This is a genomic window from Anabaena sp. CCY 0017, from assembly GCF_963920885.1.
Classification (GTDB): Bacteria; Cyanobacteriota; Cyanobacteriia; order Cyanobacteriales; family Nostocaceae; genus Nodularia.
The window spans coordinates 41,458-68,433 of the sequence record NZ_CAWUDG010000024.1; the positions used below are offsets into that span (position 1 = coordinate 41,458).

The window sequence follows — 26,976 nt, forward strand, 5'->3', positions numbered from 1 at the left end:
AAAGCTAAAAAAGCCCTGCTCAATAATGAGTAGGGTTTTTACATTTATTTACAAAAGTACATTAATCTATCACAATTTGAATTTCATCTAGTTGATTAATTACCACATCCGCGCCTTGGACATGATCTGATTTACCCACCCAGGTAATACCAATACAACCTGCGGCTTTGGCATTACGTGCCATTTGCATATCACCAACAGCATCCCCCACCATCAATGTATGCCGTGGTTCTACGCCCAAAGCTTCACAAGCCTGTAACAACAACACTGGATCTGGCTTACCGGGGCCGTCATCTACTCCTTTTTGCACCTGGATGTAATCAGTTAACTCGTGTCGGACTACAAAATCACTAACTTCGGCTGTGGTTGCGGCGGAAATAATACCGAGTTTTATTCCTGCTGCTGACAAGGACTTTAACAGATCCAAAGTACCTGGAAATAGGGGCGCAGGAGTTGTACCCAAATACTTTTCAGCTTCGTCTAAGGATTGACGAGCTATTTTTAAAGATTCAAACCATCCTCTCCCAGTTTCGGCGATATATGCAGCTGCGGCCACTTCGGTTTCACGACGACTGGCGACGGCGATTAAACCTGCTGGATCTAGGGTATTGCTATTGATGCCAAAGGCCATTAATAAGGGTTCACCAATTCCAGGAATTTGCGCGTCTATCATCCTCGCACCTTTTTGTCCAAGCGATCGCAAGTACGCTTCAGAATCTTCTAATGTGCCATTTTTATCAAAAAAAATTGCCTGGATATTAGAGAAGCTCAGGTTTCTACATTTAATAGTTACCAAAATATTTCACCCTATTTATTCAATTCACCACAAAAAAAGAGGGGTGTTCCCTCTTTAATTAATAGTTTAATAACTACAAGCTTTTGAGCTTTCATTTCAGGCTTATCATTCGCTTTTATTAAATGTAGCGAAGCATTACCCTATCTATAACAGAGTTTAAATCGAGACTTTGCTCAACCTTCATGTTCAACAGTTGCAGGAATCTCTTTTTCAGCCTCGGTTGCTGCTGGGGCTTCTTCTTCCACCGCAGCCACAGCCGATACTTCTTCGGTTGATGCTGGGGCTTCTTCTTCCACCGCAGCTACAGCCGATACTTCTTCAGTTGCTGCTGGGGCTTCTTCTTCCACTGTAGCCACAGCCGATACTTCTTCTTGAGTTTCAGTTGCTACTAGAATTTCTTCCTCAGTTGTAGCTTCTACCGCTTCTTCAGCACTCACAACTTCTTCAGCTTCCGCAGGCGCAGCAGTAATACCTTGCTGTTTAGCTAGCATCTGTTCACGATACTTAGCTGCCATTTCTTCCGCTTTATCATAAACCAAATCACGGTTCTTAATCATATCACCGGGTTCGGGTTCCAACTGCTTGGTAGACAAGGAAATCCGACCCCTTTCTGCGTCCAAATCAATGATCATGACTTTAACTTCATCATTGACATTGAATACGCTATGAGGTGTATCAATATGCTCGTGAGAAATTTCAGAAATGTGCAGCAGTCCGCTTACACCACCAATATCAATAAATGCACCATAAGGTTTGATACCGCGAACTGTACCAATTACCACTTCTCCCACTTCTAAGCGGTTCATCTTACGCTCAACTAGCGCTCGACGGTGGGATAGAACTAGGCGGTTGCGTTCTTCATCTACTTCTAGGAATTTCAATGGTAGTTCTTCCCCTACCAATTCTTCCTTCGGTTTGCGGGTGCTGATGTGAGAACCGGGGATGAAGCCGCGTAATCCTTCAATGCGTACCAATGCACCACCACGGTTAGTAGCAAATACACCAGAACGAACAGTAGCATCTTCTGCTTGTAACTGCCGCACACGTTCCCAAGCCCGCATATATTCAATGCGACGAATGGAAAGGGTTAGCTGACCATCTTCGTTTTCATCGGTCAAGATGAAAAATTCTCTGGTTTCGTTTGATTGTAAAACTTCTTCCGGGGCATCGACCCGGTTAATAGACATTTCTTGTATAGGTATGTAGGCTGCTGTCTTAGCCCCTATGTCAATCAGAGCGCCGCGCGGCTCTATACTGAATACTGTTCCTGGGACAATATCCCCAGGGCTGAAGTGATAATCATACTTGTCAAGTAGAGCAGCGAAATCTTCGTGAGTGAATCCAATTTCTGTAGCGGTTAAGTTCTGATTGACCATGCTAATTTGTTCCTGGTTCTAGTCTCCGTAAGGGTTGTGGCATAGGCGTGATGTATATGCGAAGGCACTAGGCGGGAGGGACACCTACATCTTTTTTTTATCCTAGCGCAGAAAAGCTAGTATTAACACATATTAACTTCTAGATAGAATATTGTATCACATATTCTATAAATTTTTTATTTATTCATATTGCTAATTTCACTCTTCAAAGGTATTGACAAAATTAGATATCCGCCGCTACCACCATTGGTAACAACGGATAATCAGGTTTAAATGCTCTTAAATCTCTGGTAAGAGCAGTCTATTTTTCTTCTTTCTTTTCGATGCGGGGTGGTTCGCGGAATGCGATCGCAAAGAAAAGAACTCCGATGGCCAGAGCCAAAATCAAGATATATGCAACGCTTTCCATATTAAAAGCTCCTGCCTAACCAGCCAGTAATGATAATTTATTCAGTCTTTGAGATATGTGGTAAGGATTGGGTAGTTACATCAAGTATTCCCCAATCCCTAGTCCCCAAAAATTAGAGAGCTTCTTTCCGGCGGGTAGATTTGTCACCCACTTTCTGGAATAGACCCCATTCAACTTGCTCTTCAAGATCCGCTTCAACACCAGCAAAAACGTCTCGGTAGATTGTCCGAGAACCATGCCAGAGATGACCGAAGAAGAATAGCAGAGCGAATACAGCGTGTCCAAAGGTAAACCAACCTCTGGGGCTGGTGCGGAATACACCGTCAGAGTTCAAGGTTTCGCGGTCAAAATCAAAGATTTCGCCACCTTGAGCCTTACGAGCAAATTTCTTCACATCTGCTGGATCTGTAAAGGTTTGACCATTGAGATCACCGCCATAGAAGCTGACTGTGACACCAGTTTGTTCAAAACTATACTTAGATTCTGCCCGACGGAAAGGAATATCAGCGCGGATCACTCCATCAGCATCGGTCAAGATAACTGGGAAGGTTTCAAAGAAGTTAGGGAGACGACGCACGGTCAATTCTCTACCCTTAGCATCTGTGAATACGGCGTGACCTTGCCAAGATTGGGCGATTCCATCACCCTGAACCATTGGACCAGTACGGAATAAACCACCTTTAGCGGGGCTATTGCCGACATAATCATAGAAAGCCAGTTTTTCGGGAATTTCTGCCCAAGCTTCTGCACGGGTTGCACCGTCAGCCATGCTGGTTTGAACGCGACGCTCAATTTCCTGAGTGAAGTAGTTTTGATCCCACTGATAACGAGTCGGGCCAAATAGTTCAATCGGGGTGGTAGCGTTACCGTACCACATCGTACCAGCAACAATGAAGGCTGCGAAGAATACCGCAGCAATACTGCTAGAAAGTACTGTTTCAATGTTCCCCATCCGTAGGGCTTTGTATAGCCGTTCGGGGGGTCTGACTGTGAGGTGGAATAAACCAGCAATAATGCCAACAACGCCTGCGGCGATATGGTGAGCAACAACGCCACCAGGATTAAATGGGTCGAACCCAGCCGGACCCCATTCTGGTGCTACTGCCTGGATGCTACCAGTGACTCCGTAGGCATCAGAGACCCACATACCGGGGCCAAATAGTCCGGTGAGGTGAAAAGCACCAAAACCAAAACAAAGTAAACCAGATAAGAACAGGTGAATGCCAAACATTTTTGGCAAGTCTAGAGCAGGTTCACCGGTGCGAGGATCTCTAAAGAGTTCCAAATCCCAGTAAACCCAGTGCCATACGGCAGCTAGGAATAATAAACCAGAAAGCACGATGTGAGCCGCAGCTACACCTTCAAATGACCAGAAACCAGGATTGCTGGCTGCGTTACCAGTGACGACGCTCCAACCACCCCAGGATTCTGTAACACCTAAACGTGACATGAAAGGCAGGACGAACATTCCTTGCCGCCACATGGGGTTAAGAACCGGATCACTGGGGTCATAAATAGCTAGTTCGTACAATGCCATTGAACCAGCCCAGCCTGCAACTAAGGCTGTGTGCATCAAGTGTACAGAAATCAACCGACCTGGATCATTCAGAACGACTGTATGTACTCGGTACCAGGGTAGTCCCATCGACTACGCTCCTCCTCGATAAATTATGTTTACAAAGCAATTTTATGACCGAGATGCTGAGTCCGGGAACAGTCGCTTAGGTGGGATTAATCCTCCTATTGCGATGCTTTACCGCCATTCAGTGAACTCTCTGAGTTTTTTTATTGCCGGGATCTTGAATTTAACCACAAATTCGTTGATAAATCAGACAATGTGGCTAGTTTGGCAATATTTTGAGACGCTGGGTAGCTTGACTTGATTGAGTCGCGATGATCGCCTGTGTTAATGCCGAGAAATTTTTTATGGAAAAATTTCCTCCTGGTTCTTGAGGAACCTGGCAAACGCCTGTAAGACCTTTGGACATTAGGATATACCACCCTTGAGTCAGCCACCTTTTGAGCATCTACGAAATTGCCAAGCAAAAATGAGAATGTTTTAAAAAGTGTAACTATTTGTGGACTGCTTTGCAAGCGTGTAAATAGATGCGATCGCATAGAATTTCTGTATCGTATAGATACAAATCTCTCTCATAATTTATTTTGCGTATGTCTGGGCTGATCTAAATTTGGTTATTGTGAGATGCAAAAACCCCACCACCAACCCCCTCCCCGCAAGCGAGGAGGGGACTATGATGTACTTCACTCAAGTGCATACGGCTATATTAGTCCGAAATATATTCGCCTATTCGCCTAGCTCAGATGCACCATTTTGGATATCACGAGCTGTTTTTTTAGCACCTTCTACGTATCCTGAACCAAATTCGGTAAAAGCTTCTGCTGACTCTTCCCCAATTTTTTGCAGTCGCTGAATAGGAGAACCTTCTGTTTCACGAGCTTCCTGATTCCATTCCCTGATAGTTTTTGGTCTTTGGGAATCATCTTGCTGTATATCTTGACGGACTTGCTCTTTTAAAACTTGATTATTTTGCCCAAAAGCAACATTTGTCGTTAGCGTCATCAAACCAACTAGGACAACAGCTAATAAGCTTTTTATTTGAACTCCCTGAAATAGGAATTTAATGTGATTCATCGTCCTAGAAATCAAATTCATCATGTCAATACTTTATATTTGTGCTGTTTACAGTTTCAGAATATGTCTGGCTCGTTCCCAATTCAGCTATTTCATTATTGAAAAACTGAACTTATTTTTAACTGAGATTATGAATAATCTCAATAAATAGAATTATTATTTAGTGATGAAATCTGCCAAAACTTTCACTATATTTGAGCCAATCAATTTCTTGAGATTACAAATAAATATTACCTAAAAAAACCAAATTATCCTTCTAACGAAAGATATATATTAGTGATAAAAATATATGTCGCAGGTCTAATTAATGATTTTCGTGGTGATCAAATCTGAGATCATGTCAAACGATAGGCAAAGCCCCACCATAGGCGATCGCCTACAAAAAGCTAGGAATTACTACCAAGTAATTATACGTAAGTAAAATTATTAACTAGGCTTTTCATCGATTTAGAATGGTTTGCTTATTTCTGCTGTGCTGTACTAGTATGTTGCGAATATTTAAGTATTACAGCCACATATCTATAGTATGATAGCTGACTGCTAAATTGAAAAATCTGAATAATATGAGCTGGTTTTCCTTGACTGCAAGACGATGGCGTGGGATTCCCCAATTTTTATCATTGTTTTTTCTGTGTGTACTTTTGGTTGTGAGTTGCGCTCCTCGCCAGCAAACAACGACTTTATCACCTAGTGCAGGTGATGGTAGAATTACTGTCGGTACAACACTGAAACCTAGAACCCTCGATCCGGCTGATACCTACGAATTGGCTTCTTTGGGTTTGGTGTTAAATATGAGCGATCGCCTGTACACTTATGAACCAGGTAGCACGGAAATTAAACCCCAATTGGCGACAGCATTACCCCAAATCAGTGCTGATGGTTTAACTTACACCATCCCCTTACGTCAGGGAGTTGTTTACCATGATGAAACTCCCTTTAACGCCAAAGCAATGGAGTTTAGCATTCAGCGATTTATAGAAAATAAGGGAAAACCCTCGTTTTTATTATCGGATACGGTGGAATCAGTGAAAGCCACAGATGAATATGAGTTAACAATCCAGTTAAAACGACCATTTGCAGCATTTCCCGCACTGTTAGCATTTTCTGGCGTGTGTGCAGTGTCGCCCACAGCTTACGAAATTGGGGCGGGGAAATTTCAGCCGAATACCTTTGTCGGGACTGGCCCTTACAAGTTAGCGCAGTATGGTACAGATTCACTGAGATTGGATGTATTTGAGAAATATTGGGGCGAAAAACCAGCTAATCAGGGCGTGAATGTGCAAATTCAGACTAGCCCAGTGAATTTGTTTAATGCTTTCCGCACAGGTACAGTGGATGTGGCTTATCTATCCCTACAACCTGATCAAATTCGTAGCTTAGAAGCAGGAGCAAAAAAAGGAGATTGGCAAACAATTACGTCTCAGGGTAGCGCTGTTAGTTATATGGTGTTGAACCGGAATCAAAAGCCTTTAGATCAGCCAGAAGTTCGAGCTGCGATCGCTTCCATGATTGACCGTCCACTAATCAATGAACGAGTTTTACTTAATCAAGCTGATCCACTTTATAGCATGATTCCCACTACTTTTAATGTTTCTCAGCCATTATTTAAAGACAAATATGGCGATGCTAACTTTGCTCAAGCTAAAGAATTATTAACTAAAGCTGGTTTCTCCAAAGAAAATCCCGCAAAAGTGCAAATTTGGTATCCTTCTAGTTCAGCTAGTCGCAGTTTAGCAGCACAAACCCTGAAATCTTTGGCTGATCAACAAATGGAGGGATTACTGCAAATAGAAATTAGTAATGTTGAAAGTGCTACTTTCTTTAAAGACATTTCCAGGGGTATATATCCCGCAGCTTTGGTTGATTGGTATCCAGACTTTTTAGACCCAGATAATTATGTCCAGCCATTCTTGTCTTGTGAAAAAGGCTCGAATGCTCAAGGTTGCGAAGATGGAGGTAGTAAAACTCAGGGTTCATTCTACTATAGTGAAGCAATTAATAAACTTATTGCTCAACAACGCCAAGAGCAAAACCCCGCAACGCGTCAGCAAATTTTTACAGAAATCCAAACGCAAGTAGCGAATGATGTGCCTTATATTCCTTTGTGGCAAACCAAAGACTATATATTTGCTCAAAATGGTGTAAATAATGTGCAACTTGACCCTACGCAGAATTTAATTTATAAAACCATCACAAAACAGTAAAATCTGAGATGTTTTTAAAGGGCGGGCTAGAAGCCCACCCCACAATATTTATCTCTATTCACCTCTAAGCAGGTAGGCACAAATAAACCTAACTATGTAACAAAATGTAAAATCCTCAAAACCCTTGCGTATCGCTGAAGCGAAAGCTACGCTAACGCGTAGCGTCTCCCCTTGGGAGAAGGAAAGAAAGATAAAAAGAAAGGTATGAAAATTACGAACTACGAATTACGAATTACGAATTAAAATATGTCTCGATCTAAAGCTTTACAATATTACATTGCTTCTCGGTTAGTTCTGGCTCCACTGCAATTGTTGACTATTATTACCATTGTATTTTTATTACTACGAGCCACACCAGGAGATCCCGCAGATGCGATTCTGGGCGGACGTGCGCCTGAAGCCGCTAAAGAAGAGTTACGCCAACAATTAGGTTTAAATCTTCCTCTGTGGTTACAGTATTTGAATTATCTGGGAAATTTACTGCGCTTTGATTTGGGGACTTCTTTAACCAGTCGGGGACAGTCCGTTTGGGACATCATCGGCCAGTATTTCCCCGCAACTGTGGAGTTAGCTGTATCAAGTATGGCGGTAGCTCTGATTGTCGGTATTTTGGCGGGTACTCTTTCGGCTTCTCGTCCTGGTACTTATTTTGATATTGGGGGGCGATTATTTGGTATTATTACTTACGCACTTCCGATGTTTTGGGCAGGAATGCTTTTACAGTTAATTTTCTCAGTTCAACTGGGTTGGTTTCCCAATTCTAACCGTTTTCCGCCGAATCTTCCGGCTCCTACTGCGATCACTGGACTATATACCATTGATAGCTTACTGACGGGAAATTTCAGTCAGTTTTTTATATCTTTGCATCATTTAGCCCTTCCTAGTCTGACTCTAGGAATTTTGCTCAGTGGGATTTTTGAACGCATTGTGCGCGTAAATTTAAAGGAAACTCTCAAAGCAGATTATGTAGAAGCCGCTAGAGCCAGAGGAATTGCTGAAAATAAAATTTTAGTCTCCCATGCCTTGAAAAATGCCCTAATTCCAGTAATTACTGTCTTAGGATTAACTTTTGCATCTCTGCTGGGTGGGGCAATTTTAACTGAGGTGACGTTTTCTTGGCCTGGTTTAGCAAATCGCCTTTATCAAGCCATTTCTGACCGAGATTATCCCACTGTCCAAGGAGTATTAGTATTTTTTGGGGCAATTGTTGTCACTGCCAGCATTTTAATTGATATTCTCAATGCTTATGTAGATCCACGTATTCGCTATTAATTGTCAATCACTGTAGTAGTCGGCAGCAAGCTGAATCTGCATATACATTTTTCCTGAATCCCTCGTAAATCCTGTGTATCTACCTGTGTTCATCTGTGGTTTTTTCCAGAGATTTTCATAAAACCTTGCTATCGTTGAAATTACCAAATGTGCCGTTTACTTGCCTACTTGGGTTCGCCTGTGAGTTTAGAGGATATTCTGTATAAACCTGAGCATTCTTTGATAGTTCAGAGTTACCAACCTCGTGAAATGACTTCTGGAGTTGTGAATGCAGATGGCTTTGGTGTGGGTTGGTATCACAGTCAAAAACATACAGACCCATTTACGTACCGAAATACACTCCCGATTTGGAATGATTTAAATCTGCCTCATCTTAGCCGTTATGTAGAATCTAAATGTGTACTTGCTTATGTTCGCAGTGCTACACCTGGACAAGCGTTAGATTTTGCTAATTGTCAGCCGTTTAATTATCAACAACAACTATTTATTCACAATGGATACATTGAGAATTTTCGCAAAACATTACACAGAAAAATCCGCAGTATATTAAGTCCTGATTTTTACGAACAAATTAATGGTAATACAGATTCGGAACACATCTTCGCGTTGTTACTTTCCCAAAGTCAAATCAATAAACATCGACCTCCAGAATCTGCTTTACGCAACACCTTAGTAACATTATTAGAAATGGCAAAACGCCATCAAGTTCAGGCTTCAGCCAACATCGTCTTTAGTGATGGAAATCGTCTAATTGCTTCGCGCTTTTCTACCAATGTCCCTGCTCCATCGCTATATTATTTAAAAGATCATCAAAATTTTCCTAAATCTGTATTCATTGCTTCCGAACCGTTATTTACTGGTAATTGGACTGCTTGTCCAGAAAATAGCATTATCAGTGTGGAAGAAGACTGTGATATCCAGATTAAACCAATCTAGTGTGAAAGAGGCTCTGTTTTGCGACCTTGTTGAATGTCGTCTCAAAACCTTACAGCTGTTTGAGGCTATGGAGCAATCTACATTTTGTAGTCAGCCTCATCCTGAGTTTAGTCCCGTTGGTTGGCATTTAGGACATATTGGTTTTACAGAGTCTTTATGGTTATTAGAACACAGTGCGGGTTTACCCTGTTCATTCCCCCAATACCGGAAACTATTTGCGGCTGATGGTTTACCTAAATCACAACGTGTAGAGTTACCTAATCTACAGCAAACGCTTGATTACTTAGAGACAGTGAGAAAAGATGTTTTGCAACGCCTAGAAGTAGTTGATATTGCAAAAGAGGAACGTCTTTGGCGCTTTTTAATTCAGCACGAAAGCCAACACTGCGAAATTATCAGCTTTGTGCTGGAATTAATGAAATGGGAAAAGGGGAAGATAGAAAATATTAGTTATACGTCTTCCAACAATAATATTACGGAGATGATTCTCATCCCGGCTGGTGAATTTGAACAGGGAAGTAATGATATATATGCTCTGGATAATGAGCGCCCTGCACATAAAGTATATTTAAAGAGTTATTATATTGACCGATATCCGGTGACTTGTGGACAGTATAGGTTGTTTATGGAGGCTGGAGGCTACCAAGATTCTCAGTGGTGGTCAGACGCTGGGTGGAAATGGCGAGAAACTGAGCAGGTGATTAAACCACTTTACTGGTCTGGTGAGGGCAATTGGGATAATCATCCTGTGTGTGGTGTGAGTTGGTATGAAGCCCAAGCATATTCACGGTTTGTGGGAAAACGGCTACCGACAGAAGCTGAGTGGGAAAAAGCCGCTAGCTGGGACGCAAAAGCTGGTTGTCGTCGCATCTATCCTTGGGGGGATAAATCACCAACTTCGGAAAATTGTAATTGCGATCGCCTCATTGGTCATACTACACCAGTGGATGCCTATCCAGAGGGACAAAGTGCATACGGTTTATACGATACTCTAGGCAATGTCTGGGAGTGGACTAGTTCCTGGTTTGATGGTTACGACGGTTTCCAGAGTTACCCTTATATTGGTTATTCCCAAGTTTATTTTGACAAAAAGCACCGGGTTTTAAAAGGCGGAAGTTGGGCTACACGCCATTGGGGACTGCGTAATAGTTTTCGCAATTGGTATTATCCGGGCGTTTACCAGATTTTTGCTGGGTTTCGGTGTGCTAAATGAATGTGTTAAGACGCGATCAATATGAGACGCGATGAATCGCGTCTCTACAAGGCATCGATTTTTATGAGAAAATCCTTAAAGATGGCTTAAAAGCTTGATTAATCTGGCTCAGGCGTGATGTTATGAGCTAAGGCTATGTGTTTCACTGGCTAAAGTAAAGGTTTGCCCTAAAAAGAAACCTAATATACCAATTCGGCAAAAGAAGGCTATATCCCTTTCTTAATTACGAATTACGAATTGGTATTCTACATAATGGAGGTTAAATGTCAATATCTAAAGCTGCTGGCAGCAAAATTGCTTCCCCAAAAAGCATTGAAAAACGCTTGCGGATCGAGCGTTTGGTGACAGTGAATGAAATAGTCACATTTGATACTGGAAGTGATGTGATTCAGGGACTAACTCAAACACCCAAAACCCTTCCCACCCGATACCTTTATGATGATCGTGGCTCGGAGCTATTTGAGCAAATCTGTGAATTACCAGAATATTATCTGACACGCACAGAAACGAAAATTTTACAGCAGTATGCTAGTGAAATTGCCAGAATAACTGGCCCTTGTGAATTGGTGGAACTTGGCAGTGGTAGCTCTACTAAAACCAGAATTATACTAGATGCTTACCAGCAGCTAGGCTACCCCATGCTATATGTACCCATTGATGTGAGTGCGGGGATATTAGAAAGTAGTGCTAGACAGCTATTAGCAGATTATCCTTCTTTACAAGTTCATGCACTTGCTGGAACCTACGAATTAGCCTTGGCAAAAATTCTGCCATCAGAATTACCCAGTCGGCTAATTGGTTTTATTGGCAGCACTTTGGGTAATCTCACGCCCCAAGAGAGTGATATTTTTATATCTCAAATTACAAATGCTCTGCAAGTAGGGGAGTATTTTTTATTGGGGATAGACTTACAAAAGCCCAAACATATATTGGAACCAGCTTATGACGATAGCCAAGGTGTGACGGCGGCTTTTAACTTGAATATTTTGGAGCATTTAAATCAGCGATTTGAGGGTAATTTTGACACAACGCAGTTTGAACACTGGTCGTTTTATAACGAAACCGAAAATCAAATTGAGTCGTATTTACGCAGTTTGCGATCGCAATCTGTAGAATTACACGCTCTCAACCTCACGGTTAACTTTGCTCTTGGGGAAACTATTCACACGGAAATTTCCCGCAAATTTGATCTGAAAATTATACAACAACAACTCACAGCACGGGGTTTAGTACCCCTGAATGTGTGGACTGATCCTAATCAGTGGTTTGGTTTGTTGCTTTGTCAAAGGCAAGCATAAAATCACCCCACCCCCAACCCCTCCCCGCAAGCGAGGAGGGGAGTTAAAGTGCAGCTTGGGTTGAGGTTCTCCGGGGGCAAATTACCGGACTATATCTAGGCAGTTCTGAGTTTTATTAGCAAATTTGCTGCAACTTTGCCAAACGATACAAAAAAATGTCCCACTTTTTGCCAAGATAATATTACTATTTTCCAAAAAATAAACTAGCAATAATCGGCATGAGTGAAAAAATAATAGAAAGCAACGGGAAAGGGTTTCTCGTTCTACTTTTGCCAATCTCTTTTTTGATTATTTTCCTGGTTGCTACCTGGAGAATTTTACTGGCAATTCTGATGCTGGCAATTGGGTTCCAAGTTTGGCAACAATATCAATGGCAACAGTGGTCTGGGCAAGTTAATCCGGTTTTCCATGAAATGATTCGGGAAACTCAAGGAAAAATTACGCCAATGGATTTGGCACTGAGGGGAAATTTTTCGGGGACAACGGCAAAACGCTATTTAGATAGTAAGGCTAGTGAATTTGGTGCCAGTGTACAGAATTCACAAGAAGGCGGTGAGGTTTATTACTTTATGACTGCCAGTATTCTGGGGGATATCCTTGATAGTAGTGAACCTGTTGAAGCGCTTCCCTCTCAACCAGTTACTAAAACTGCGCGTTCGCTTTTAGCCGCACCAGAACCCCAACCAGTGGAGTCAGAACCAGAAACCGCAGCACCAAAACCAGAAACCCATCAAGAGGTTGAGCGATCGCTAGAAAAGCAGTTAATGTTTGGTTCTTTGATCCAATCAGAACTTGCCAAACGGTTAAATGTTTATTCCAGCACAGTTTACAAACGTCGCAATGATCCAGAGTTTCCAGAGTGGTGTCGTAACAAAGACCCTGATGGTATCGCCTGGACATACTCGGAAAAAACCAAGGAGTTTTTCCCACTGGAGGAAGGTTAACAAAGAAGCTGGGGGGCAGGGTGCAGGGTGCAGGGGGGGAGAAACTTACTCAGCACTTTCTTCACTCTCTTGTACAGACGCGATTGATCGCGTCTCCCCACTCAGCACTCAGCACTCAGAACTTTCCTACGGCTTCGGTGATGGAATTTAACTGGTTTTTTTCCAGGTGTAAAAGCAAACCTTCGAGAATTCGCCTGACCATCATCGGACCTTCGTAAACCCAGCCTGTATAGACTTGAATTAAACTTGCGCCCGCAGTGATTTTTTCCCAAGCGTCTTCTGCGGTAAAAATGCCCCCAACACCGATAATGGGGATTTGCCCTTGGGTTTGCTGCCAAATAAATCGAATTACCTCAGTGGAGCGATCGCGTACTGGCGCACCACTAATTCCGCCTGCTTCCTCCTGGGGTGATGTGCCTGTTTGTTGAATTATTTGAGTTTTCAAGCCATCACGGCTGATGGTGGTGTTCGTGGCAATAATTCCGGCTAGTTGGTAAGTTTTGGCTAAGGTAATAATGTCAGCGATCGCCTCCCATGATAAATCCGGCGCAATCTTGACAAATATCGGCTTTTGTGTTTTATTTTCCTGCTGTAATAAATCCAAGATAGAACCGAGCATGGCAGCATCTTGGAGCGATCGCAACCCAGGAGTATTGGGAGAAGAGACATTCACTACAAAATAGTCCCCCAACTCCTTAAGTGCGCGAAAACTGTTAAGATAATCTACTCCAGCTGCTTCTAAGGATGTAACCTTAGATTTACCCAAATTTATACCTATGGGAATTGACCAGGCTAACTTTTGCTTTTGTTGTGCTAACCTTATTGCCATTGCTGCGGCTCCGCTATTATTAAAACCCATGCGGTTAAGAGCAGCTTGATCCAATTGTAAGCGAAATAAACGGGGGCGAGGATTTCCTGGTTGTGCTACAAAGGTTACAGTTCCTAATTCTGCAAAGCCAAAACCTAGACTAGACCAAATATTGGCAGCAACGCCATCTTTATCAAAACCGGCGGCTAATCCTAAAGGATTAGGAAAATTTAGCCCAAACAAATTTTGTTCGAGGCGTGTATCTTTCAAACACAAGGATTGCTGTAGACGTTGATTTACCCAATGAGCAGAAGGGTTGCTGGCCTGTGATAACCAACTTAAACGATGAATTGTCTGCTGATGTAACCACTCTGGATCTGCTTTGAGCAGATTGAACAATAGAGGACGAATCGCAACTTGATAAATATCCATATAAATTTACCCAGAATTTCCAGCAATTATCCATAGCTATTTTGAGTCAGGATGTTTTTCTGGGCATCTTAATATATTACAAGCTAAGTTGATCAATAATTCAGATGGGGCAGCCACAAAAATCTTTGACCGACGAACAACAGATCCTGGCGTTGTGCAGCATCCTTCAAACCCTGAGAGAAGAGGATGATGTTGACGTTCTGATTGCAAGTACTATTTCCTATATAGAAAAGCAGTTTGACTACAGTTTAATTTGGATTGCACTTTATGATCGTCTTAAGCATACATTATGGGGTCAAGGTGGTGTTACCCCTGACCGCGATCCCAGTTTTTTAAGAAAACGAGTTGTTTTTAATCCCGGCGACATCTTAGAGCAAGTTGTCATTGAACAGGGACCATTAGGGGTAGTAGATTTACGTAAAGAAACCCGTGCTGCCACATGGCAAAAATTTGGCATAAAGTTTAATATTCAGGGAACAATTTTTTGGCCTATTCGCCATAAAGGCCGTTTTTTAGGTTTACTATTACTCGGCTCAGAACGTTGGGGTTACTTACTACCAGGAGACTCAAAGACGCGATTGACAATAGTTTTAGGAGCATTAGGGGCAGTCCTTTATCAAAAAGAGATAGATTCACAGCAAAAGCAAACTAAACGCCCTGACGAACCATTATTAAAATTATTAGAAAACATCCGCATCCTCAATAATTTAGATCAAAGACTCAAAGCATTAGTAGAAGCAACTCATCAATTTGTCTCTCCCAGTCGCACCAATATTTATTGGTTTGACCGACAAGGGCGTTACTTTTGGTGTCGGATGAGCAATCAAATGGCTAATATGGGTCGTATTTCTAATCCTGAACAAGCACCACCAGGCATGACAGTGCAGGAGTTGAGCGAATTGTATTATGCTTTGTCAGTCAATGAAATTGTTTGGATTGGTGATGCTCGTAGTTCTCTCAAAAGCCATTTTACCGCCAAATTGTTACAACGCTTGCGGGTGCGATCGCTTCTAGCAGCTCCGATTATTTGGCAAAAGGATTTACTAGGTTTTTTGGCTGTGGAGGATCATGAACCACGGATTTGGGTAGAGGCGGATAAGAATTTTGTTCAAGGTGCTGCGGGGCTAATATCTTTAGTTGCTCCCATTGACAACATGGAAAGTACCATTCAAAAAATTCAAGATGATACTTATCTGACTAGCCAAGTTGCCCAAGCTATTTATTACAAGCATGAATTTAACGACATTCTCCGTACCTGTGCGACAAAGGTTTTAGAGCGACTATCTGCTACCCGCTTTTTACTATTACTATATGACGTTGACCAAAATAATTATCAAATTATCTACCAAAACCAACCTCATAATCGCCGACCGTTGATATTCGCTTTCAATGAACTGACAGAAGTGGATATTTCTTTATTAAACTCGGCGACAACTGCGGTAGATGTGGAGAAATTAGACGAAGATTTACGGTTTTTTAACTGGCAATCTCCCCTGCTAGAATATGGCGTGCGATCGCTGTTAATTTGTAATTGTACTCAAGGTCATGCACCAAACGCATTACTGCTGATTACTCACGAAAATCATCGCAGTTGGTCAAGTTTAGAAAAAGAATTGCTGTGGGTCGTGGGTCAACAAATTGGTGTAATTGTCCACCAATGGCAACTGCAAACTGATAATGACCAACAAAAAAAGGTATTGTACAGCATTCAGCAATGCCTGCGAGTGCTGGAACAAAGTGAGCAAAGTTCCACAACCGAAATCAGAGCAAAACATCTAGAACGTACTGTACTCGAACAAATAGCTTATGTTCTCGGCTGTCCCTTGGTACTGATGTTATCTTGGTCTTCGGGTCAAACTCATGCAGAAATTATCGAGTCAATTACTGATCATGGATTTGGAATTGCTGCGGATGCAAAAATAAATATTCAATCTGAAGCTTTGATTCAGTGGGCGCTTTCCCAAAATAGTTACCTGAGTTTCTCTGTAGATGATTTACCACCCGAAAGCAGAAAATGGTTGAATGGTTCAGGCATTGGCCAGATTTTAATCATCGCCTTACGTACTGCTGCTGTTTATGAACCTACAGCCGTGGTGGTAATCGCAGACCATCGGCAACGTCAATGGTCACAAATTAACCTCAATGCCATAGAAACGCTGGTGAATCAGTTAGCTTGGTCGCGTCGTCAACAGCAAATTACCCAACTGTTAGAGTCTACTCACAAAGAATTACAACAACTCAATTGGTATAAACATAGTCGTCTTGAGGAAATTCACAGAACAACAGCGTTGTTACTGGGACAAATACATGATTTGGGTATTCCTAGTAATGATTTGACTCGCACACGTTACCAGTTACTATTGCGACAGTTAGACCAGACAACCGCTTCCATGAGTGGATTGCTCAAACTGGAACAATGGCAGTTACATAAGAGTGTGGAAACTATGCCTATCTCCAGTTTACTCAAGCGATCGCTTGAACGAATCGAAACTTTACTGGAGCAACACAAATTATGGGTAGGTGTGCATGGTTTGGGACAATCAGGTGCAGAACCCGAAATAGTCAGTACTTCTTCATTTCTCCCAGGTATTCAAACCTCAAGCTACCCCTCCTCAATGGCTATCTCTGGTGATATAGTCAAAATTGAATTAATCCTGCACGAATTATTAGTATTTGCCTGTCACCGTTCTCAAAGCGGGGGCAGAATTGATATCTGGTGTCGCCGTTTAGATGAGCAATTATTAGAGTTATCGATTACAGATAATGGCTTCATTGAACCAAAACTTCTAGCAGCACTACATCACAATACACCTAAAGATGTGCTAGCACTTTCTGTAGTCAATGAACTTCCCGGCTTACATCTGCGGATCTGCCAAAATCTTATGCAGGAACTAGGAGGAGAATTGTATATCTATCAGTTACCAGACCGCCGAGTAGTCAGCCGCTTACTGTTGCCATTAGCTGCCAAAAATTTCTAGCTTGAACAAACTCGTTATATAATTTTCCATTGCTCTCAAAAATCTCACTCAAATTTGCAGGGTATTCATCATGGGACGAATTCGTTCTAAATCAGACCTACCTACAAAAATGTGTCCGGTATGTCAACGTCCCTTCACTTGGCGAAAGAAATGGCAAGATTGCTGGGATGAGGTGAAATACTGTTCAGAACGTTGCCGTCGCCGCCGTTCAGAGGCTAAAGATTAGAGGCAAAGAGGCAGGGGGGCAGGGGGCAGGGGAGAAGAGGCAGGGGTGCAGGGTGCAGGGGGGCAAGAAACTTACTCAGCACTCAGCACTCCTGTACGGGCGGGTTTACTAAGGATTTTGACGAACCACAGACTGACTGCTTAAACCCCCCCCTACCCACTCAGCACTTTCGTATATAGTGAAACCAACTACAACAACAGACGCAAATAGCACAAGGATTATAGATAAATGAATTTACAGGTGCAACCTAAAGTAATTATTCATGGAGGAGCTGGTAGTTCTCTCCACGGTAAAGGAGGATTAGAGTCGGTGCGTCGGTCACTTTATCCGGTAGTAGAAGCAGTCTATTCTCTTCTACTGTCAGGCGCAACTGCATCTGAAGCGGTGTTGTTAGGTTGCCAAATGTTAGAAGATGACCCCCGATTTAATGCTGGGACTGGTTCTGTACTGCAATCTGATGGTCAAATCCGCATGAGTGCTTCTTTGATGGACGGCACATCAGGGCGTTTTAGTGGTGTAATTAATATTTCACGGGTGAAAAATCCCATTGAGTTGGTACACTTTTTACAAAGTTCGCCAGATCGGGTACTTTCTGATTACGGTGCGGCTGAACTGGCACGGGAGTTACAAGTTCCCAGTTACAATGCTTTAACTGATTTAAGATTACATGAATGGATGCAAGAACGCCAAGATAATTTTAAAAGTACTATGGCTGGTGTGGTCGCAGAACCGGAATTAGTGGAAAGCAGTAATGCAGGACGTGGCACTATTGGTGTAGTCGTTTTAGATTCATCCGGTGGGTTGGCTGTTGGCACTTCTACAGGTGGTAAAGGCTTTGAGCGCATTGGTAGGGTCAGTGATTCTGCTATGCCAGCAGGTAATTATGCTACTAGTCATGCAGCAGTCAGTTGTACTGGTATTGGGGAAGATATCATCGATGAATGTTTAGCCGCCAAGATTGTGGTGCGGGTAACTGATGGTATGTCTCTCAAGGATGCTATGCAGCGCTCTTTTACGGAAGCTAGCAAAAATCAGCGCGATTTGGGTGCGATCGCTTTAGATGCGTCTGGAGCGATATCATGGGGTAAAACTAGCGAGGTTTTACTTGCTGCTTACCATGATGGCACAAGCATTGGCGATACTTTGGAATGGAATAATGGGGAACTAATTGGTTTTTGTTAAGTGATTTTTTTAACGCCAAGGTTCGCGGAGGGAATTACTCATTTTTGGATTAATTCCAGTGCTTGAGTGAGAATTTCTGGTTTGTTAACCATTGCTGCTAGTTCTTCAGCTTCATAACGTCCTTCTAATGTTTCAAGTGCCGCTTTTTTGAGGGCTATCTGATATGCTTGTTGCAGAATATCCATTAATTCTGTCGGATTCAAGTAGTTATCGCCAGATTTGCGGTGCTTGTTTGTTTTGTTGATTTCCCGCACTGCATTTTCTATGGAAATCTCCCAAGAGCGAGTAGAACGGTTTTCAGCTTGTTGTTTAATTAAATGGATGAGTAGAATTACACCATAACTATCAATTTTATTGATTTTGTCACTGAGGCTCATCTCTTCTAACTCATCCACTAATAACAGAGCCTCTGGAATTCTACCTTGTTGTAGAAGTTCTCTCAGTTCTAGTAGTTCTTCCATATTGGATTGAGAATTTTGGTTTCACAATTAATTTAGCTAAATTGACACATCAAAAGTTGTTTGAGTTAACACACTGCCGCACTGAAACAGTGTATATGCAAATATACTAAGTAGGCTTAATTAAGTTGCTAATTTTTCTGTATACTTTCCTAACTGGAGTCTTGATCACGTTTCCAACCTGCGACTTGTATGCAATTAATCGTGAGGAAAGAGGAAATTTAAATTCGCGAGCTTTGGCGAATGAGGTAATTTCGTGCGTCAATGGATCATTAACCTGGAGTACCTTATAAGCAATGTAGCGTTCTCTGTGCTGATAATAGGCTTTAAGATCAAATATATCCGAATAACGGTCGATACTCCCTGCTATTTCCAAGGTAAGCAACGTTCTCATACATTTCCAACAGGTAGAACAGTTCCTTGCTTGGTCGTCACGGACACACACATCAAGTACCTTATATGAGTCTTCAATATCAGCTACACGAATTGTTTTTTCCACACGAGTGTATTGGCTATCTACAGAGAACGCATCTAGTGCTTCGGTGGAAAGGAGAGGAAGTGTAATAGAGTCGCTATAGGCCATGCAGCCGTTATGACCTATTCTAATATCGCTATAAGTGTAAGCAGAGGCATACATAAAGCGTCCGATACCACCCTGCAACATAAGTGCTACAGAGGTATTGCGAGGAGTATGGGTTTGCTGGAAGTTATATCCTTTATAAAAACTATTAAGATTTGAATTAATAGCAATGAAAGGAAGTCCAAGTTGCTCTTCTACGAAAGGCTTTAAACGCGCATAACGCTCTCTAAACAAGCGTTCAGCGCCTCCACCGTGCGAACCAACATTGTTATAAATAAGATGTGTTACCCGAAACCCTGTTGGCACATCTTTCTTGTAATGATGATCTGCTAATAGGGAAAAAGAATCAATACCAGCAGAGAAACCACTTGCTACACCAGCAGCTTTCTGGGATGCAGGTTGCACATCGGATGGGTAGATTTTGATAAAGCGTAGCGAAGGAATAATGAGTTGTAATACTCGTTGATACGTGTCGGACAAATTGTAATATAGTTTCTCGGAGATTGTTCCTGATAGATGAATGTCCTCACCACTTGCCATTGCTGGTATTAGGAGTGCCACCAGCGCTGCATCTGAACGCTCTGAGACAAGATCAGCGTAATCTGCATCCAGAGAATACCATAAGGTTTGATCGCCTTCAGAAAAGCTAACATCTACACGGTACAGGAGACTTTTATCTTCTTTTATAACTTCAGGATTACCAATTTTCATCATTTTACCGAGTAATAGGAATCAGTTCTCATTGGTGGTTTTATTGTCAAGTGTGTTCTTCTCCCAACCTTGTTTAACTACTTGACGACTACGGGCAATTACTAAAGAATTATCAGGTACATCTTCTGTCACAGTTGAACCTGCGGCTACATAAACGTCATCGCCTAGAGTAACTGGTGCAACTAAGACGCTATTAGAACCGGTTTTAGTGCGATCGCCTATGTGGGTAGGATGTTTTTTAACGCCGTCGTAGTTGGCAGTAATTGTACCTGCTCCAATGTTTACTTTAGTACCTGTAATGGTATCACCTAAGTATGATAAATGTGCGGCGTTAGTGCGATCGCCTAACTGAGTATTCTTTAATTCCACAAAGTTACCCACACGGCAATTAGCACCGACTACTGCATGACCACGTAAATGAGCATAAGGGCCTATTTTGCTGCCTGTCTGCACAATGCTATCTGTAACTACAGAATACTGCACAGTCACATTTTCACCCAATTGGCTATTTTCAATTAAACTCCCAGGGCCAATGCAACTCCCGGTTTGAATCGTGGTATTTCCCCGCAAATGGGTTTGAGGTTGAATAATTACATCTGGCTGTAATTCTACGGTGTCATCAATGGTAATGCTTTGAGGGTCGATGAGGGTGACACCAGCCATCATCCATTTTTCCTTGACACGCTTTTGGATAATTTCGTAAGCGGTTGCTAGTTGTAGGCGGTCATTTATTCCCAAAATTTCTTGGTAATCTTCCACGTCAACAGCCATGACTTTGCCGACTTGGGTGACAGCATCGGTGAGGTAATATTCCTTCTGGGCATTATTCGCCTGTAAGTGTGGCAAAACTTTAGCTAAGTCCTGCCAATTAAAACAGTAAACCCCAGCGTTAATTCGAGTATTTTGTTTTTGAGCAGCAGTACAATCTTTATCTTCCACCATTTGCTGCACAATATTTTCACTATCACAAAAAACGCGCCCATAGCCCTTGGGTTCAGTTAGGTGTGAGGTGAGGATAGTGGCGGCGTTGCCATTTTCTTGGTGAGTTTGTAATAGCTGTTTTAGTGTTTGAGTGCGTAATAACGGTATATCGCCATTTAGCACCAGTAAATCTCCTGTGTAACCCTCTAAGTGGGGTAATAATTGCTGAATGGCATGACCTGTACCCAGCTGTTGAGTCTGTTCCACAAACTCCAAGTTAGGGTACTGCATGGCTGCTTTGACTTCCTGTGCTTGGTATCCGACAATCACCATTCGCCGTGAGGGTGAAAGCGGTTCTACACTGTCGAGAACTCTCTCAACTAGCGATCGCCCACCCAAAGAATGTAAAACCTTCGGTAGGTGTGATTTCATCCTTGTGCCGCGTCCTGCCGCTAAAATTGCTACAATTACCATAATTTAGCTATCAGTGAAGTACATTTTTGCGTTTAATATTTTCATATAGCAAAGTGCTAATTGCTGAGTCTAAACCCAGATCAACAATCTCCTAAACTCCTTGACGGTTGCTATATTTAGCCTCAAATCATATCAGTTAATCTAGCCAACACCAAAATCTTCTTGGCTGGAGACATTAAAAGGCGACTTTTTGAAATTCACTCCCTACTATCTATTCCGGGAACGAATAAATTCGATAAACTGCTGTACCAGCTTGGGATTGCGCCAACCTGAATCAGTTTCTTGCTGTATGATATATATTGCTTCTTCTAAAGTAAACGCTTTTTTATAAGGTCTTTCGCTAGTTAGAGCATCGTAAATATCAATTATCTGAAATATTTGTGCTAAGTAGGGAATATCATCCTCTTTTAGTCCATCCGGGTAGCCTGATCCATCCCAGCGCTCATGGTGATGGCGAATAATGGGAATGACACCTTGCATACTACGTAGAGGTAGGCAAATTTTTTCCCCAATCAAAACGTGCTGCTTCATAATCACCCAGTCTTCGGGGGTGAGTTTGCCTTGTTTAAGTAGCACTCCGTCGGGAATACCCACCTTGCCGATATCGTGAAGATAACCACCCCACATTAAATCTCGAATTTTGTAGCGTGAAAGATTGAGGTATTCACCAAAAGCCTGTCCTAGTTTAACTAACCTTTCACAGTGATCGCCTGTATTGGGGTCACGGCTTTCAATCGCCCTAGCAATAGAAAACAAGACTTTCTCAGCGTGGTCTAAGTCTTCATTTAAACGCTTTTGCCGCACTAAAGATTTCACACGCGCTGTTAGTTCTACACGGTCAAAAGGTTTGCTCAGAAAGTCATCCGCACCGACTTCAATTCCCTGAATGCGCGATCGCCTGTCGTTTAAAGCTGTGATAAAAATTATTGGTATGAGTCTAGTATGTTCATCTTGCTTGAGCTGCTGACAGACTGTAAACCCATCCATTCCCGGCATCATCACATCCAGTAAAATCAAATCTGGTTGTTTTTGTTTTACCAATTCCAAGGCGGTAATACCACTGTCAGCCTCGATGACGTTGTACCCTTCCATCGATAAGAGAGCAACGGCAGTCATCCGACTTGCAGTATGATCGTCAACTATTAAAATTGTTGGCAATTCTGAATCAAAACCGTTCACTACTGTAGAATCTGTGGCTGGTGGAGTTATGGGAATGAGTGCATTGTCACCATATTTAATATCATTTTTCATTCTATCAGCAGTTACTTGTGTCTGTTTAATCAGGAAATCACCTGGATATAAGTCTAAGGCAGAACCTGCTAAATCTTTCGATTCTAATACATCATTGGCATCAATATGATCTACTTTGTTGGGGGGGGTAGACTCTCCAAATTGTTCTTCAGTCAGGTCTTTACAGTTGGAATTCCATGCAATCACAAAATTACCCCACTTTTTCAAAAAAATTAACAGTGTCTGACTGCAAAAATAGGTTTAATATTTAAATCAGGTTTTTCTGAAATTGCTTCTATTTGAAGCACTAGAAAATATTGTCATCAGTTAAAGCATCTCAAATCTATGAAACTGGGATAAAAATTCTTTACATAATAAAGTATAAAATTTTATGTGATCTAAACTACTTACTATTCTAGTGAATGAAATTTAAAAAACTTACCCCATTTTTATCATAAATACAAATTTTCTGGAAAATAGCTGAAGATTTATGGCTGAAACCCAATTTTTCGTTTCCCCAGCTTGGCTTTGGGAGCATCTGAACGATCAACATATCGTCATTATAGATTGTCGCTTTTCTCTTGCTGATCCTCAACTAGGAAAACAACAATACCAAGCAAGTCACATTAAGAATTCTTATTATCTAGATTTGAATCAGGATCTTTCCAGTCCGGTAGGTCAGCATGGCGGCCGACATCCTTTACCTAATGTCAATGATCTAGGTCACAAGTTATCAGCAATAGGGGTGGATTCTTCAAAAACTTTAGTTGTTGCTTATGATGATTCACGCTTGGCCTTTGCATCTCGTCTTTGGTGGTTATTACGCTATTTAGGACATGAGCAAGTAGTTGTATTAGATGGAGGATTTACAGCATGGCAAAAATCTGGTTATGTAGTTACAGATGCAATATCGCCACCCAAAAAAGGTAATTTTATCCCCAAAGTTACACCAGAAATGGTAGTAGATATTGAGGCTGTGAGGAGTCGCAAAGATTTACCAAAAGTAGCTTTGGTAGATTCCAGAGAGAGAGATCGCTATCGAGGAGAACGAGAGCCAATAGATAAAATTGCCGGTCATATTCCAGGTGCAGTAAACTATCCTTGGCAGGAAATTACAGACTCTTCAGGTTATCTACTTTCCCCCTCAGAGCATCGCCAACGCTGGGAAAAACTAGAAACAGCCGCAGAGATTTTAGTTTATTGTGGTTCTGGTGTCACGGCTTGTGTAAATTTACTTTCTTTGGAATTAGCCAATATTCACACAGGAAAACTTTATGCTGGTAGTTGGAGTGACTGGATCAGTTATGACTAGTACCGCACGGCGGAATTCGTCGGACGAACAAGCGTTTCATTGATTGGGAATGGGTAGTTTATTTCCTCCTTACTGTACTAAGAAAGAGGATTCCTCAAAACTCACCTAATCGCCAATTGTAGTTAATACCAAAAAACCAACCATCAAAATTAATATTACTGTCTGTAGAACCACCAAAAGTCCAACCACTTTGTAAATTAATGTTGCTATAATCAGATAATTTGTAACTCAAGTTGCCAAATACTTGATGATAATAGTCATTTCGCTGTCGTTGTGTAAAATCTGATAAGTTTACTTGGTAATTCAGACCCACTTGGAGAGGCTGTTGTAGGTCGTAGTTTAAAGAAATTCGCCCAGAATTGATGATGCGACTACGGGTAGTTGGCTCCGCAAAATTTAGTTTAAACTCATAAAAGCTATTGAGCGTTAATTTTGGCGTGAGAGGATCTCGCCTTCCCAAAGACAGCCATAGAGAATTTTCACCTAAGAAGCGATCGCCTGCCTGAAAGCGATCGCTATTAGCATAAAATAACTGTTGATTACTCCAGCCAATTATTCCATACATTCGTGGCGATAGCTGTTGGTAAACATTCAGGTCGAATTTTACTCGGTTGTAATTAAACATGGATTGGTCTACATAGCGAACCATGCTACCGTCAATTGATCCATTGATAAAAGTCTGAGATCCCAAGGGTAAATATACAGAGGCTAGTCTCAGTCCAGCAAAAATTAAACCATCTTCTATGGGATCAACATCAGCAGAAAAAATATTGCTTGTATGGTAATAGCCGAAACGACCTTGTAAATTACCTATAGGTTTAAACTGAGATACAGGTTTTTGTGGCAAAGGTCTCTCACGCACCCTTAAACCCAGTTCTGGAAAGCTATCTAACTGATCTATGGGCTGTCTTCCCTCCCGCAATCGGCGTTTTAAAGCTTCTCTTCTTTCCGCTTCATCTTTTTGGGGTTGCTCCAAAAGTTGCTCTATTGGTGTTGAGAAAGATGGTAAAAAATCCGTGGGTTTCGCTTCTAGCTGTAGTGACTCATTAATATCTGGAATAGAGTCCTGATTTTTTATTACCGAAGGATTAGGTTCAGGATTAGAGTCATCAGTGGACGATGCTGGCTGTGTAGAATTTGATGAACTCGGTTCTATGGATACTAAATCAAACTGTGGCAATTTAGAGTTAATTGGCTCTAACGTACCCTTTTGGCATTGCTCAATAGTTAGTTGTGAATTTATCAAAAATTGTATATTGGACGGGAGCTGCTCTTGACAAAATTCTGGATCTAAATTGACAGCCAAAGCCGAATCTATGGCAATACCGCAACCGTTCGCACTACTGGAAGCTAACCAAATACTCAACAACAAATTTCTCCAGTCCTTGGGTTGCATCTTATTCCTGAAATGGGGTTAATTCGGGCTTGCTGAATAGTAACATCAAACTCCGTTGTCCATACTCCTTAAATTTATTTAAGAGGAGATGTTATAATTATAACTACTTCAAGTGTATAAAATAATATCTAAAATCTTGCTTAATATAAATTAAAATTACCAAATTTTGAATATGATATTACGTAGAACGTACCCACTTTTAGTGATCAGTTTCTGGGGCATGATAGTGTTGCCAAGTTGGGCAAATGCTATGACTCCTCTAACTCGTGCAGAGATTCAAAATCTCCGCAATATAGTGCAACTGATTCCTCTAAGACAAAGGCAGCGTCCGGCGCGCAGAGCAGATCCGATGAATCCTGGAGATAGGTTATCTACTGGTAGAGCTTCTTTAGCAGATTTGCGCTTCAATGATGGCTCTTTGGCAAGGGTTGGGGAACAGGCAGTATTTAGATTTTTACCCCAAAGTCGCAATTTTACGCTGTCAAATGGAACAATGTTGCTACTCATTCCACCAGGAAGAGGAAAAACACGGATACAAACACCAAATGCAGCAGCAGCAATTCGGGGTTCAGCCCTATTTGTACGCTATGACGAAAAAACAGATACTACAGTTGTGGGTGCGTTGACCAATAGCGGTATTGAGGTTTTTAACCAAAAAGCTTCTCAAAATCAGTTGCTGGAAGCGGGACAGCTGATGGTGATAGTTAAAGGGGAATTTCAGGGCTTATATGATTTTGATTTAAGAACCTTTTATGAAACCAGTGATTTAGTCCGGGGACTTAATTTAGATCAACTAGATATTGATGATACATCAGATCGAGCGATCGCTAGTGTTAAAGCTGAAATTACCACAGCTGTGGCAAAGCAGTTACCGGTGAATGGCGAGAAAGTAATCGAGAATCCATCTTTTTTGCAACTTTCTCCTAGGTCATCAGATTCAGCCAACCAAGACGTGAACAGGGATATTTCCCCACCACAAACCATTGATAATTTTCCCGCAGATACTTTGGTGGAAGCAGGAGAAACCTTTTCAGATACTATTTCTGAACCGGAAAATATCAATAATACGCCACCGGATATCGAAGACAATACGCCACCGGATGTCGAGGATAATACTCCACCGGATGTCGAAGACAATACTCCACCGGATGTCGAAGACAATACTCC

23 protein-coding genes are annotated in these 26,976 nt (G+C 41.8%); 12 read left to right on the forward strand and 11 right to left on the reverse strand.

Annotation, left to right across the window (positions count from 1 at the left end; translation table 11 throughout):
- Window positions 1-61: 61 nt before the first annotated feature.
- The 4 genes from ACM0OW_RS21170 to psbB form a co-directional block, all read right to left on the reverse strand.
- Window positions 62-796, reverse strand: coding sequence for an HAD family hydrolase (locus ACM0OW_RS21170; protein WP_414552108.1), 735 nt, complete (start codon window positions 794-796; stop codon window positions 62-64).
- A gap of 173 nt (window positions 797-969) precedes the next feature.
- Window positions 970-2,172, reverse strand: coding sequence for a 30S ribosomal protein S1 (locus ACM0OW_RS21175; RefSeq protein WP_414552109.1), 1,203 nt, complete (start codon window positions 2,170-2,172; stop codon window positions 970-972).
- A 301-nt stretch (window positions 2,173-2,473) separates the two neighbouring features.
- Complete coding sequence (locus tag ACM0OW_RS21180; RefSeq protein ID WP_089093525.1) at window positions 2,474-2,581, reverse strand: photosystem II reaction center protein T; 108 nt, start codon at window positions 2,579-2,581, stop codon at window positions 2,474-2,476.
- Window positions 2,582-2,693: 112 nt separating this feature from the next.
- The gene (psbB, locus tag ACM0OW_RS21185; protein WP_414552110.1) at window positions 2,694-4,226 is read right to left on the reverse strand and encodes a photosystem II chlorophyll-binding protein CP47; all 1,533 of its coding nucleotides are present in this window, start codon (window positions 4,224-4,226) and stop codon (window positions 2,694-2,696) included.
- 25 nt (window positions 4,227-4,251) lie between these two features.
- On the opposite strand from psbB, the gene ACM0OW_RS21190 reads away from it, so the two are divergent.
- Window positions 4,252-4,464, forward strand: a complete 213-nt coding sequence (locus ACM0OW_RS21190) for a hypothetical protein (protein WP_414552111.1) — start codon at window positions 4,252-4,254, stop codon at window positions 4,462-4,464.
- A gap of 422 nt (window positions 4,465-4,886) precedes the next feature.
- Here the strand turns inward: ACM0OW_RS21190 and ACM0OW_RS21195 are convergent, their stop codons facing one another.
- A complete protein-coding gene (locus tag ACM0OW_RS21195; RefSeq protein ID WP_414552112.1) occupies window positions 4,887-5,234 on the reverse strand; it encodes a hypothetical protein in 348 nt (115 codons plus the stop codon).
- 563 nt (window positions 5,235-5,797) lie between these two features.
- Here ACM0OW_RS21195 and ACM0OW_RS21200 point away from each other — a divergent pair.
- The 6 genes from ACM0OW_RS21200 to ACM0OW_RS21225 all read left to right on the forward strand — a co-directional run bounded on the left by ACM0OW_RS21200 (window position 5,798) and on the right by ACM0OW_RS21225 (window position 13,101).
- Complete coding sequence (locus tag ACM0OW_RS21200; protein ID WP_414552113.1) at window positions 5,798-7,438, forward strand: ABC transporter substrate-binding protein; 1,641 nt, start codon at window positions 5,798-5,800, stop codon at window positions 7,436-7,438.
- A gap of 246 nt (window positions 7,439-7,684) precedes the next feature.
- Window positions 7,685-8,710, forward strand: a complete 1,026-nt coding sequence (locus ACM0OW_RS21205) for an ABC transporter permease (RefSeq protein ID WP_414552114.1) — start codon at window positions 7,685-7,687, stop codon at window positions 8,708-8,710.
- 147 nt (window positions 8,711-8,857) lie between these two features.
- Window positions 8,858-9,646: an ergothioneine biosynthesis protein EgtC gene (gene egtC / locus ACM0OW_RS21210; RefSeq protein WP_414552115.1), complete on the forward strand. Its 789-nt coding sequence runs from the start codon at window positions 8,858-8,860 to the stop codon at window positions 9,644-9,646.
- A complete protein-coding gene (locus tag ACM0OW_RS21215; protein ID WP_414552116.1) occupies window positions 9,621-10,859 on the forward strand; it encodes an ergothioneine biosynthesis protein EgtB in 1,239 nt (412 codons plus the stop codon). Before egtC ends, ACM0OW_RS21215 begins: the two co-directional genes overlap by 26 nt.
- A 263-nt stretch (window positions 10,860-11,122) precedes the next feature.
- Window positions 11,123-12,157, forward strand: coding sequence for an L-histidine N(alpha)-methyltransferase (egtD, locus tag ACM0OW_RS21220; RefSeq protein ID WP_414552117.1), 1,035 nt, complete (start codon window positions 11,123-11,125; stop codon window positions 12,155-12,157).
- Between the two features lie 218 nt (window positions 12,158-12,375).
- The gene (locus ACM0OW_RS21225) at window positions 12,376-13,101 is read left to right on the forward strand and encodes a hypothetical protein (RefSeq protein ID WP_414552118.1); all 726 of its coding nucleotides are present in this window, start codon (window positions 12,376-12,378) and stop codon (window positions 13,099-13,101) included.
- A 115-nt stretch (window positions 13,102-13,216) separates the two neighbouring features.
- Here ACM0OW_RS21225 and ACM0OW_RS21230 read toward each other — a convergent pair whose 3' ends face one another.
- Window positions 13,217-14,341, reverse strand: coding sequence for a quinone-dependent dihydroorotate dehydrogenase (locus ACM0OW_RS21230; protein WP_414552119.1), 1,125 nt, complete (start codon window positions 14,339-14,341; stop codon window positions 13,217-13,219).
- A 104-nt stretch (window positions 14,342-14,445) separates the two neighbouring features.
- Between ACM0OW_RS21230 and ACM0OW_RS21235 the strand changes: the two genes are divergently transcribed.
- From ACM0OW_RS21235 to ACM0OW_RS21245, 3 genes are all read left to right on the forward strand, one after another.
- The gene (locus ACM0OW_RS21235; protein ID WP_414552120.1) at window positions 14,446-17,319 is read left to right on the forward strand and encodes a GAF domain-containing protein; all 2,874 of its coding nucleotides are present in this window, start codon (window positions 14,446-14,448) and stop codon (window positions 17,317-17,319) included.
- Window positions 17,320-17,389: 70 nt separating this feature from the next.
- Window positions 17,390-17,545, forward strand: coding sequence for a DUF2256 domain-containing protein (locus ACM0OW_RS21240; protein WP_414552121.1), 156 nt, complete (start codon window positions 17,390-17,392; stop codon window positions 17,543-17,545).
- Between the two features lie 228 nt (window positions 17,546-17,773).
- Window positions 17,774-18,727, forward strand: coding sequence for an isoaspartyl peptidase/L-asparaginase (locus tag ACM0OW_RS21245; RefSeq protein ID WP_414552122.1), 954 nt, complete (start codon window positions 17,774-17,776; stop codon window positions 18,725-18,727).
- 38 nt (window positions 18,728-18,765) lie between these two features.
- Here ACM0OW_RS21245 and ACM0OW_RS21250 read toward each other — a convergent pair whose 3' ends face one another.
- The 4 genes from ACM0OW_RS21250 to ACM0OW_RS21265 form a co-directional block, all read right to left on the reverse strand.
- Window positions 18,766-19,188: a DUF29 family protein gene (locus ACM0OW_RS21250; RefSeq protein WP_414552123.1), complete on the reverse strand. Its 423-nt coding sequence runs from the start codon at window positions 19,186-19,188 to the stop codon at window positions 18,766-18,768.
- A gap of 106 nt (window positions 19,189-19,294) precedes the next feature.
- Window positions 19,295-20,479: a hypothetical protein gene (locus ACM0OW_RS21255; RefSeq protein ID WP_414552124.1), complete on the reverse strand. Its 1,185-nt coding sequence runs from the start codon at window positions 20,477-20,479 to the stop codon at window positions 19,295-19,297.
- Window positions 20,480-20,497: 18 nt separating this feature from the next.
- The gene (gene glmU / locus ACM0OW_RS21260; RefSeq protein ID WP_414552125.1) at window positions 20,498-21,871 is read right to left on the reverse strand and encodes a bifunctional UDP-N-acetylglucosamine diphosphorylase/glucosamine-1-phosphate N-acetyltransferase GlmU; all 1,374 of its coding nucleotides are present in this window, start codon (window positions 21,869-21,871) and stop codon (window positions 20,498-20,500) included.
- 207 nt (window positions 21,872-22,078) lie between these two features.
- A complete protein-coding gene (locus ACM0OW_RS21265; protein WP_414552126.1) occupies window positions 22,079-23,308 on the reverse strand; it encodes an HD domain-containing phosphohydrolase in 1,230 nt (409 codons plus the stop codon).
- Window positions 23,309-23,591: 283 nt separating this feature from the next.
- Between ACM0OW_RS21265 and ACM0OW_RS21270 the strand changes: the two genes are divergently transcribed.
- Window positions 23,592-24,413, forward strand: a complete 822-nt coding sequence (locus ACM0OW_RS21270; protein WP_414552127.1) for a sulfurtransferase — start codon at window positions 23,592-23,594, stop codon at window positions 24,411-24,413.
- Window positions 24,414-24,507: 94 nt separating this feature from the next.
- Here the strand turns inward: ACM0OW_RS21270 and ACM0OW_RS21275 are convergent, their stop codons facing one another.
- Window positions 24,508-25,809, reverse strand: a complete 1,302-nt coding sequence (locus ACM0OW_RS21275; protein ID WP_414552128.1) for a hypothetical protein — start codon at window positions 25,807-25,809, stop codon at window positions 24,508-24,510.
- A 250-nt stretch (window positions 25,810-26,059) separates the two neighbouring features.
- Between ACM0OW_RS21275 and ACM0OW_RS21280 the strand changes: the two genes are divergently transcribed.
- Window positions 26,060-26,976 (forward strand): FecR domain-containing protein (locus ACM0OW_RS21280; RefSeq protein ID WP_414552129.1); only part of this gene is annotated, 917 nt, incomplete at its 3' end.

Coding starts and splice junctions, on each gene's coding strand:
- ACM0OW_RS21195 (WP_414552112.1), bottom strand. CDS start 5,234: ATGAATCACATTAAATTCCTATTTCAGGGAGTTCAAATAAAAAGCTTA.
- ACM0OW_RS21230 (WP_414552119.1), bottom strand. CDS start 14,341: ATGGATATTTATCAAGTTGCGATTCGTCCTCTATTGTTCAATCTGCTC.
- ACM0OW_RS21275 (WP_414552128.1), bottom strand. CDS start 25,809: ATGCAACCCAAGGACTGGAGAAATTTGTTGTTGAGTATTTGGTTAGCT.
- ACM0OW_RS21270 (WP_414552127.1), top strand. CDS start 23,592: ATGGCTGAAACCCAATTTTTCGTTTCCCCAGCTTGGCTTTGGGAGCAT.
- ACM0OW_RS21205 (WP_414552114.1), top strand. CDS start 7,685: ATGTCTCGATCTAAAGCTTTACAATATTACATTGCTTCTCGGTTAGTT.
- ACM0OW_RS21240 (WP_414552121.1), top strand. CDS start 17,390: ATGGGACGAATTCGTTCTAAATCAGACCTACCTACAAAAATGTGTCCG.
- ACM0OW_RS21255 (WP_414552124.1), bottom strand. CDS start 20,479: ATGATGAAAATTGGTAATCCTGAAGTTATAAAAGAAGATAAAAGTCTC.
- ACM0OW_RS21190 (WP_414552111.1), top strand. CDS start 4,252: ATGTTTACAAAGCAATTTTATGACCGAGATGCTGAGTCCGGGAACAGT.
- ACM0OW_RS21250 (WP_414552123.1), bottom strand. CDS start 19,188: ATGGAAGAACTACTAGAACTGAGAGAACTTCTACAACAAGGTAGAATT.
- ACM0OW_RS21235 (WP_414552120.1), top strand. CDS start 14,446: ATGGGGCAGCCACAAAAATCTTTGACCGACGAACAACAGATCCTGGCG.
- ACM0OW_RS21200 (WP_414552113.1), top strand. CDS start 5,798: ATGAGCTGGTTTTCCTTGACTGCAAGACGATGGCGTGGGATTCCCCAA.
- glmU (WP_414552125.1), bottom strand. CDS start 21,871: ATGGTAATTGTAGCAATTTTAGCGGCAGGACGCGGCACAAGGATGAAA.
- ACM0OW_RS21225 (WP_414552118.1), top strand. CDS start 12,376: ATGAGTGAAAAAATAATAGAAAGCAACGGGAAAGGGTTTCTCGTTCTA.
- ACM0OW_RS21175 (WP_414552109.1), bottom strand. CDS start 2,172: ATGGTCAATCAGAACTTAACCGCTACAGAAATTGGATTCACTCACGAA.
- ACM0OW_RS21245 (WP_414552122.1), top strand. CDS start 17,774: ATGAATTTACAGGTGCAACCTAAAGTAATTATTCATGGAGGAGCTGGT.
- egtD (WP_414552117.1), top strand. CDS start 11,123: ATGTCAATATCTAAAGCTGCTGGCAGCAAAATTGCTTCCCCAAAAAGC.
- ACM0OW_RS21180 (WP_089093525.1), bottom strand. CDS start 2,581: ATGGAAAGCGTTGCATATATCTTGATTTTGGCTCTGGCCATCGGAGTT.
- egtC (WP_414552115.1), top strand. CDS start 8,858: ATGTGCCGTTTACTTGCCTACTTGGGTTCGCCTGTGAGTTTAGAGGAT.
- psbB (WP_414552110.1), bottom strand. CDS start 4,226: ATGGGACTACCCTGGTACCGAGTACATACAGTCGTTCTGAATGATCCA.